The organism is Kitasatospora sp. NPDC004799 (genome assembly GCF_040609095.1).
Lineage (GTDB): Bacteria > Actinomycetota > Actinomycetes > Streptomycetales > Streptomycetaceae > Kitasatospora.
The window spans coordinates 1-10,010 of record NZ_JBEXJK010000302.1 but is presented as its reverse complement, the minus strand read 5'-3'; the positions used below and the strand labels follow the sequence as shown (position 1 = coordinate 10,010).

The following is a 10,010-nucleotide window of genomic DNA, read 5'->3' as shown; positions in this document are numbered from 1 at the left end:
GCCTGCGAACGCGGGGCGCCCCCGGGGGGGCGGTGCCGGCCCCCCCGACCGGCCGCGGACAGGACGCCTGGCGGGAGTTCGGCGCCCGGCTGCGGCACTGGCGGCGCCGGGCCGGCCTGACCCAGGCGCAGCTCGGCGCCGGGATCGGCTACGACCACACCACGGTCAGCAGGATCGAGCACGGCGCCCGCCGGGTCACCCCCCGGATCGCCGACCGGATCGACGGCCTGCTCGGCGCCGGCGGGGAGTTGAGCACCGCCTGCCAGCGCGCCGAGAGCGCCGAACTGTCCGTCCCGGACGACCTCCCGCCCGCGCTGCTCCGGCCCCCGCTGCCCGGCGGGGCGCCGTCCGGCCCGACCCTCCCGCTCCCGGCCCCCGCCCCGCCGCGGCTGCCCGACTACGGCCTGCTCTGCCCGCTGCACGGCGCCGAGGGCTGCGCCGTCCCCGGGCCCGGGGAACTCGCCGCCCTGCACGCCGAGTTCTGCGCCCCCGAGGCGCTCGCCGACCCGGCGGCCGCGCGCCCGCTGGACGCCGTCACCGCGCACGCGCTGACCGGGCTGCTCGCCGCCCACCTGCGCTCCGGCGAGACCGGCGACCGGCCGGGCCTGGCCGCCGCCGTAGAGCGCACCCTGCGCGCGGTGCTCGCCCGGCTCGCCGCCGCCCCCGCCGCGCAGCGCGGTCCGCTGGTCCGGCTGGCCGCCGAGCACGCCCACGCGGCCGGCGCGCTGCGGATGCAGGACGGCCGCAACGCCACCGCGATGGCCTGCTACGACCGCGCCCTCACCTGGGCCGGGCTGGCCGCGGACCAGCCCACCCAGGTCGGCACGCTCAGCGACATGAGCGTCCTGGCCCGGCTGGACGGGGACCCGGTCGCCGCCCTCGGCTACGCCCGCGAGATCGAACGGGTCGCCCCGGACCGGCACTGGGCCGGCGCGATGGGCCGGATCAGCCGGGCCCGGGCGTACGCGCTCACCGGCGACGTGCGGGCGACCGTCCGGGAGATCGGCCTGGCCCGGGCGCACCTGGACCACATCGGCGCGCAGGACGAGGTGGACGTGCCCTGGCTCTCCATCGCCTCGATGCGGATGCGGGTCGAGGCCGCCGCGGCCGCCGCGCTGCGCGACCTCGCCGCGGCCACCGACGACCCCCGGCTGGCCCGCCGGGCGCTGGCCGCCACCGAGACCGCCCTCGGCCTGCTCGGCCCGGACCAACTGCCGTCCAGCCGCCTGCTCTTCGTCGTCCGGGCGGCCGACTGCCACGTCTGCGCGCACGACCCGGCGACGGCCGTCGACCTGCTCGGTCCCGCCCTGGCGGAGACCGGCGCGACCGTGCTGCCCGCGCTGGTCGAGTACGAGCTGCGCGGTCTGCGCGACCGTCTCGCGGCGCACGCGCCCCGGGCCGCGCACCGGTTGGTGGAGTCCGTCCGGTCCTGATCCGGTGCCGATCCGGCCCCGGTCCGGTGCGGGTCCGGCCCCGGTCCGGCGCCCGTCCGGTGCCGTGCCCGTGAGCTGCGGTGACGGCCGCCCGGTTGGCCGGATCGGGAGCGGCGCAGAGCGGCGTGGAAGGGGCGCACAGCGGCGCCCGTTGACCTGAACAGCCGAGTCCGCACGCCGTCAACTCCCGCTCGTTCTCGAAAATGCGCCCCCTTCACGCCGTACGGACGTCAACTTCGTGCGCGTATAGTCCGCCGATCGGGTCATTCATGGAGTTAACACGTCGAATGACTGTCACGACGCTTGTCTGCCGCTAGAGTCTCTGACGTTTCCAGTCGTTGGTTCGCGAAGAACGGGGGGCCGCGTGCTGTCAGCCATTGCCCGCCGGCTCGCCCATCCGCTTCTGCTCCTGGGTGTGCTGTGTACGGCCGTCGCGACCCTGCACTTCCGCTGGGCGCCGGACCGGGTCTCCCCGCTCTTCCTGATCGCCGTCATCGGATACCTGGCGGCCCTGGAACGGGTTATCCCGTACCGGGCGGAATGGCATCCGAGTCGACGTGAACTCGGTTGGTACAGCGTCTACTTCGTGCTGAGCATGGTCGGTGGCGCACTGGCCCAGGGGCTGGTGTCGGCGCTGGTGGAGGTGCTCGGCCCGGCGCATCCGGCGCTGCCGTTCGCGGTGGAGATCCCACTCGCGCTGCTGGTCGGCTCGCTCGGCGACTACCTCGTGCACCGCTGGTCCCACCGCAACCGGTGGCTCTGGCGGCTGCACGGGGTGCACCACGTCCCGGACAAGGTGAACGTCGCGAACAACGGCGTGAATCATTTCCTGGACGTGTTCGTCGCGCAGTCCGTGGTCCAGCTTTCGCTGGCGCTGATCGGATTCTCGCCGGATTCGGTGTTCGTGGTCGGAATATTCGTCCTTGCACAGGGGTATTTCGTCCACGCCAACATCGACGTCCGAATCGGACGGCTCGGCCACATCCTGGCCGGCCCGGAACTCCACCGCCTGCACCACAGCACCGACCTCGCCGAAGCGGGTCACTACGCCTCGGACCTCTCGCTCTGGGACCACGTGTTCGGGAGCTTCACCTGGCGGCCCGGCAGAGCGCCGAAGGCCGTCGGCCTCACCGATCCGGCCGCGTTCCCCGCCACCGGGGAACTCGGCGCCACTCTGCTGCACCCCGTGCGCCGGGCGAAGACCACCGAACAGTCCGTCTGAACCCCGGCCCGTGAGGCCGCCCCATCTGCCCGTGCCCCCGGCGCCACGCCTTCACCCTCGGAATGGATCATGACTTCCTCGCCCTTCGCCGTGCCCCGCGAGCGCATCGCGATCACCGGTATCGGCTGCCGCCTGCCGGGACACGCCAACGACCACCGTTCCTACTGGCGCAACCTGATCGAGGGCCGGGACTGTCTCACCGAGACGCCCGCCGACCGCTACGACACCGGCACCCTGGGCAGCAGGGACCGGGCCAAGCCGGGGCGGCTGATCGGCGGCCGGGGCGGCTACATCGACGGCTTCGACACCTTCGACCCGGACTTCTTCGGGATCAGCCCGCGCGAGGCCGAACACATGGACCCGCAGCAGCGCAAGCTCCTGGAGGTCAGCTGGGAGGCCCTGGAGGACGGCGGGCTGCGCCCCGGCGAGCTGGCCGGCCGTGAAGTCGGCGTCTACATGGGCGCCTTCACCCTCGACTGGAAGATCCTCCAGTTCGCCGACCTCGACTTCGGCACCATCGCGGCGCACACCGCCACCGGCACCATGATGACGATGGTGTCCAACCGGATCTCGCACTGCTTCGACTTCCGCGGGCCCAGCGTCTCGATCGACACCGCGTGCAGCTCCTCGCTGGTCGCGGTCCACCTCGCCTGCCAGAGCCTGCTCCGCGGCGAGACCGAACTCGCCCTGGCCGGCGGCGCGTTGCTGCACATGGCACCGCAGTACACGATCGCCGAGACCAAGGGCGGCTTCCTCTCCGCGGACGGCCGCTCGCGCGCCTTCGACGCCTCCGCCGACGGCTACGTCCGGGCCGAGGGCGTCGGCGTGGTGGTGCTCAAGCGGCTCTCCGACGCGCTGCGCGACGGGGACCCGGTGCACGCCGTCATCCTCGGCACCGGCGTCAACCAGGACGGCCGCACCAACGGCATCACCGTCCCCAGCGCGGACGCCCAGGTCACCCTGATCGAACGGGTCTGCGCCGAGGCCGGAGTGCTGCCCGGCAGCCTCCAGTACGTCGAGGCGCACGGCACCTCCACCCCGGTCGGCGACCCGATCGAGGCCGCCGCGCTGGGCCGGGTGCTCGGCATCGGCCGCCGCGAGGGGGACCGCTGCTACGTCGGCTCGGTCAAGACCAACATCGGGCACACCGAGGCGGCGGCCGGCGTCGCCGGGCTGATCAAGACCGCGCTCGCGATCAAGCACCGCCGCATCCCGCCGCACCTCAACCTGGAGCGCCCCAACCCCGGCATCGACCTGGACGCGCTGCCGTTCGAGATCCCGACCGCGGCGACGGACTGGCCCGAGCACCGCGGCCCGGCCCGGGCCGGCGTCAACTCCTTCGGCTTCGGCGGCACCAACGCCCACGTCCTGCTGGAGGAGCCGCCGCTGACCGGGCCCGCCGCACCGGTGGCCGAGCCGGCCCGCACGGTGCTGCCGCTGAGCACCAAGGACGCCGCCGGACTGCCCGAACTGGCCGCCGCCGTACGGCAGGAGCTCGCCGACGGGGCCAGCCTGGCCGACCTCGGCCACACCCTGGCGCACCGCCGCCAGCACCTGCCCGAGCGGCTCGGGGTGGTCTACTCCACCCGCGAGGACCTGGCCGAGGCGCTGGCCGCGTACGAGCGCGGAGAGGAGCACCCGCGGGTGGTCCAGGGCCGCGCCCGGGAGCGCCGGCAGCGCCGGCTGGCCTGGGTGTTCACCGGCATGGGCCCGCAGTGGTGGGGGATGGGCCGGGGGCTGTACGAGTACGAGCCGGTCTACCGGGAGGCCGTGCAGGCCGTCGACCGGGAGATCCGCGCGCAGGCCGGCTGGTCGCTGCTGACCGAGCTGGGCCGCGACGAGGCGGACTCCCGGATGGCCGAGACCTGGCTGGCCCAGCCCGCCAACTTCGCCGTCCAGGTGGGGCTTTCGGCCCTCTGGCGGAGCCACGGCCTGCGCCCCGACGCGGTGGTCGGCCACAGCACCGGCGAGGTCGCCGCCTTCCACGAGGCCGGGGTGTACGACCTGGCCGACGCCGTCCGGGTGGTGCTCGCCCGCAGCCGCCTCCAGCAGCGCCTGGCCGGCACCGGCACCATGCTCGCGGTCGGCCTGCCGGAGGCCGAGGCCGAGCGCCGGATCCGCCCGTACCGCGCGCAGGTCTCGCTCGGCGCGATCAACAGCCCCTCCGCGGTGACCCTGGCCGGGGACGCCGAGGCGCTGGCCGAGCTGGGCGAGGAACTGCGGCAGCAGGGCGTCTTCGCCCGCCTGCTGGATGTCGAAGTCCCGTACCACAGCGTGCGGATGGACCCGATCCGGGACGAGCTGGTGGCCGCGCTCGCCGCCGTCAAGCCGCAGGAGGCGCGGCTGCCGCTCTACCTGACCGCCCGCGAGGGGCTCGCCCGCGGGCCGGAGCTGGACGGCGCGTACTGGTGGGAGAACGTCCGCAACCCGGTCCGGTTCCGGGCCGCCGTCGAGCGGATGGCCGAGGACGGCCACGGGCTGTTCCTGGAGCTCGGCCCGCACCCGGTGCTCGGCCACGCGATCCGCGAGTGCGCCGAGCGGTCGCACACCCTGCCGTCGATCCGCCGGCAGCAGGACGAGCCCGAGCGCTTCGCCCGCAGCCTCGCCGAACTCCACACCCTGGGCGTCGAGTTGAGCTGGAACGCGCTGCACCCGGGCGGCCGCCCGGTGCCGCTGCCGGCCTACCCGTGGCGGCGCGACCGGTACTGGGTGGAGCCCAAGGTCGTCGAGCAGGTCCGGCTCGGCCGGCTCGACCACCCGCTGCTGGGCCGGCGCACCGCCGGCGCCCAGCCCGGTTGGACCAGCGCGCTCGACCCCGAGCGGCTGCCCTACCTGACCGACCACCGGATCGAGGGCCAGGTGGTCTTCCCGGCCGCCGGGTACCTGGAGATGGCCGCCCAGGCCGTCCGCACCCTGACCGGCGGCACCGAGGTGACGCTGGCCGAGGTCGAGCTCAACCGCGCGCTGTTCCTCTCCGAGACCGAGCCCGTTCCGGTCCAGCTCGGCTACTCGCCGGAGGACGCCCGCTTCACCGTCGCCTCCACCCCCGCCGGCGGCGAGCCGAGCGTGCACGCCGGCGGCCGGGTCCGCACCGGCCAGCGCCGCTCCTACGGGCCCGCGCTGGACGTGGACGCCCTGCGCGCCCGCGGCCGGCACCTCGACGGCCCGGACTGCTACCGGCAGCTGGCCGAGCGCGGCTACGACTACGGGCCCGCCTTCCAGGCCATCGCCGAGGTGTGGACCGGCCCCGGTGAGGCGCTGGCCCGGATCCGGCCGACCGCGCAGCTCGGCCCGGACGCGGCCGACCACCACCTGCACCCGGTGCTGCTGGACGGCTGCTTCCAGACCCTGCTCACCACCCGGCTGACGGAGCCCGCGGGCGGCAGCGTCCGGCTCCCCGTCTCGATCGAGGAGGTCCGGCTCGACGCGATCGGCGACCGCCCGCTCTGGGTGCACGCCACCGTCACCCGGGACAGCGGCGAGGAACTCGTCGGCGACCTCGCGCTCTACACCGAGGACGGCACCCCGGTCGGCCGGGTCACCGGCTTCCGGGCCGCCGACGTCGCCCAGGCCAAGGCCTCCGTCGGGCTCGCCACCATCGACGGCTGGCTCACCGAGGTCGCCTGGGTGGCCGCTGACGAGCCCGCCGCCGACGAGGACCCCGGCGACCTGCTGCTGTTCGCCGACGCGGGCGGCCTCGCCGAGCGGCTGGCCGCGCTGGCCACCGCGCGCGGCGCCCGCTGCCACCTGGTCCGGCCCGGCGCCGGGTACCGGCACGGCGAGGGGCACTCCACCGTCCGGCCCGACTCCGCCGAGGACCTCCAGCGGCTGCTCGCCGACCTGGACAGAGGGTTCGCCACCGTCGTCCACCTCTGGAACCTCGACCAGCCCGCCCTGGCCGCCACCACCGCCGACCGGCTCGGCCCGCTCGCGACCCTCGGCGCCTACTCCCTGATCACCCTCGCCCAGGCCCTGTCCACCGCCCGCCCCGACGCCCGGCTGCACATCGTCACCCGGGGCACCCAGCCCGCCGCCCCCGGCGACCGGGTCGAACCGCTCGGCGCCCCCGCCTGGGGCATCGGCCGGGTGCTGTGGCAGCAGGAGCTGGTCGCCCAGCGCGGCACCCTGATCGACCTCGACCCGGCCGTCGACGCCGCCGCGCAGGCCGAGGCGCTGCTCGCCGAACTCGCCGCCCGGGACGAGCAGGAGATCGCCCTGCGGGCCGGCGCCCGGCTCACCAGCCGGCTGCGGCAGGCCGAGGGCCTCACCCGCCCGCTGCCGCCCGTCCTGCGCCCCGACGGCAGCTACCTGGTCACCGGAGCCTTCGGCGCCCTCGGTCGGCTGCTCTGCCGCACCCTCGTCCGGCGCGGCGCCCGGCGGCTGATCCTGGTCGGCCGCACCGCCCTGCCCGAGCGCTCCCGGTGGGCGGACACCGACCCGGCCACCCCGGTCGGCGAGCGGATCACCTTCCTGCGCGAGCTGGAGGCGCTCGGCGCCGACCCGCTGATCGCCCCGGTCGACGTCACCGACGAGCGGGCCCTCGCGGACTGGCTCGCCGACTACCGGCAGCGCCAACTCCCGCCGATCCGCGGCGTGTTCCACCTCGCCGGGCAGGTCAAGGACACCCTGCTGGACCAGATGGACCGCCCGGCCTTCGACGCCGGCTACGCCCCCAAGGTGATCGGCGCCCACCTGCTGCACCGGCTGCTGCGCGACGAACCGCTCGACCACTTCGTGCTGTTCGCCTCCGTCGCCTCGCTGCTCACCACCGCCGGGCAGACCAACTACGCGGCCGGCAACGCCTTCCTGGACGCCCTCGCCCACCACCGCCGGGCCGAGGGGCTGCCCGGGCTCAGCCTGGACTGGGGCCCCTGGGCCACCGGCATGATCGAGGAGCTGGGCCTGGTCGCCCACTACCGCGACGCCCGCGGCATGAGCTCGCTGCCGCCGGACGCCGGAACGGCCGTCCTGGAGCGCGTCCTCGGCCAGGACCGCGCCCAGCTGCTGGTCGCCACCGTGGTCGACTGGCCGACCTTCCTCGCCTGGTACCCGGCGCCGCCGCCGCTGGTCGCCGACCTCGCGGCGAGCGCCGCCGAGCAGGCCCCGGCCGAGACCGGCGGCTTCCTGGACGCCTACCGCGCCGCCGACCCGCAGGGCCGCCGGGAGCTGGTCACCGAGCGGTTCACCGCCGCCGCCGCGGCCGTGCTGCGGATCGGCGCCGAGCGGATCGACGCGGAGACCAGGCTCGGCGCGCACGGCCTGGACTCGCTGCTCGCGATGGAGCTGCGCGCCCGGGTGCACGGCGAACTGGGCGTCGCCCTGCCGGTGGTGGCCCTGCTCAGCAACGGCTCCGTCGGCGACCTGGTCGACCTGCTCACCGAGGGCCTGGCCGAGCGGCTCGCCGCCGACGGCGGCCCGGCCGAGGCCGAGGTCGAGCTGTACACCGACGAGTCCCGCTTCCCGCTCACCCACAACCAGCAGGCGCTCTGGTTCCTGCGCCTGCTGCACCCGGACGGCTTCGCGTACAACATCGGCGGCGCCGTCGAGGTCCGCGCGGAGCTCGACCCGGAGCTGATGTTCGGGGCGTTCCGCTTCCTCGTCGCCCGGCACCCCGAGCTGCGCGCCGCGTTCACCGCGGAGGAGGGCCGTCCGGTCCAGCGGATCCGGGAGGACGCCGAGGCCGACACCGGGCTGTTCGACGTCGAGGGCCGGCCGTGGGAGGAGATCCACGACCTGATCGTCCGCGAGTACCGGCGGCCGTACGACCTGGCCGAGGACCCGCTGGTCCGGCTGCGGCTGTTCCGGCGCGGGCCGGACCGCTGGGTGCTGATGAAGGCCGTCCACCACATCGTCTCGGACGCGATCTCCACCTTCACGTTCATCGAGGAGCTGTTCGAGGTCTACGAGGCGCTGCGCCAGGGCCGCACCCCCGAGCTGCCCCCGGTGCCCGCCCGCTACCTGGACTTCCTCAACCGGCAGAACCGCTTCCTGGCCGGCCCCGACGCCCGGCGGATGCTCGACTACTGGCGCGGCCACCTGCCGGCCGAGATGCCGGTGCTGGCGCTGCCCACCGACAAGCCGCGCCCGCCCGTGCAGACCCACAACGGGGCCTCCGAGTTCTTCCGGTTGGACGAGGAACTCACCGCTCGGGTCCATGTGTTGGCCCGGGCCAACGGCGCCACCCCGTTCATGGTGCTGCTCAGCGCCTACTACCTGCTGCTGCACCGCTGGTCCGGGCAGCCGGACATCGTGGTCGGCAGCCCGGTCACCGGCCGCACCGAGGAGGAGTTCGCCTCCGTCTACGGCTACTTCGTCAACCCGCTGCCGCTGCACGTGAGCCTGGCCGGGGAGCCGACCGTGGCCGAGCTGCTGGCCCGGGTGCGGGAGAGCGTGCTCGGCGGGCTGGACAACCAGGAGTACCCCTTCCCGCTGCTGGTCGAGCAGCTGGGGCTCCAGCACGACCCGAGCCGCTCCGCGGTGTTCCAGGCGATGTTCATCCTGCTCACCCACAAGGTCGCCGTGGAGCGCTTCGGCTACCGCCTGGAGTACATCGAACTCCCGGAGGAGGAAGGGCAGTTCGACCTCACGCTGTCCGCCTACGAGGACCGCGCGGACGGCTGCTTCCACTGCGTCTTCAAGTACAACTCGGACCTCTTCGAGCCCGCCACCGTCCAGCGGCTGGCCGCGCACTACCGCAACCTGCTGGACGCCATGACCCGCGCCGCCGAGGCGGAGCCGGTCGGGCGGCTGCGGATGCTGGGCGAGGCCGAACGGCGGGAACTCCTCACCGGGTTCAGCGGCGCCGAGCGCCGGATCGAGCACGACACCCCGGTGCCGGAGCTGATCGCCAAGGCCGCCGCCGAGCGGCCGGAGGCCGTCGCGGTGGTCGCGCCCGGCCGGGACGGCGTCCGCCGGCTGACCTACGGCGAACTGGACCGGCAGGCCCAGCGCACCGCGGTACGGCTGCGCGAACTCGGCGTCGGCGAGGGCTCGGTGGTCGCGGTCTGCCTGGACAAGTCACCCGAGCTGATCACCACCCTGCTGGCGATCTGGCGGGCCGGCGCCGCCTACCTGCCGCTCGACCCCGGGCACCCGGCCGACCGGCTCGCCCTCCAGGTGGCCGACGCCGGGGCGGCCCTGGTGGTGGTCGACCACCGGCGCCCGCCGGCGGCCGACCTGCCCGCCGCGCTGATCACCCTGGAGGAGCTGGAGCGGCCCGCGCTGGGCGGCGCCGTGCCGCTGCCCGCCGCCGACCCGGCCCGGGCCGCCTACCTGATCCACACCTCGGGCTCCACCAGCCGTCCCGCCCCGGGCCGGCGATCCGGCGGGTCGCCTCGACGCCGTCCATCCTGGGC

The 10,010-nt window shown here is 75.1% G+C and carries 3 protein-coding genes; all 3 read left to right on the top strand.

The window, feature by feature from the left end; genetic code table 11:
- Positions 1-1,433 (top strand): helix-turn-helix transcriptional regulator (locus tag ABZW03_RS29550; protein ID WP_355264808.1); only part of this gene is annotated, 1,433 nt, incomplete at its 5' end.
- Positions 1,434-1,797: 364 nt separating this feature from the next.
- Entirely contained in the window at positions 1,798-2,655 is an 858-nt protein-coding gene (locus tag ABZW03_RS29545; protein ID WP_355264805.1) for a sterol desaturase family protein, read from the top strand.
- Positions 2,656-2,724: 69 nt separating this feature from the next.
- Positions 2,725-10,010 (top strand): condensation domain-containing protein (locus ABZW03_RS29540; RefSeq protein WP_355264802.1); only part of this gene is annotated, 7,286 nt, incomplete at its 3' end.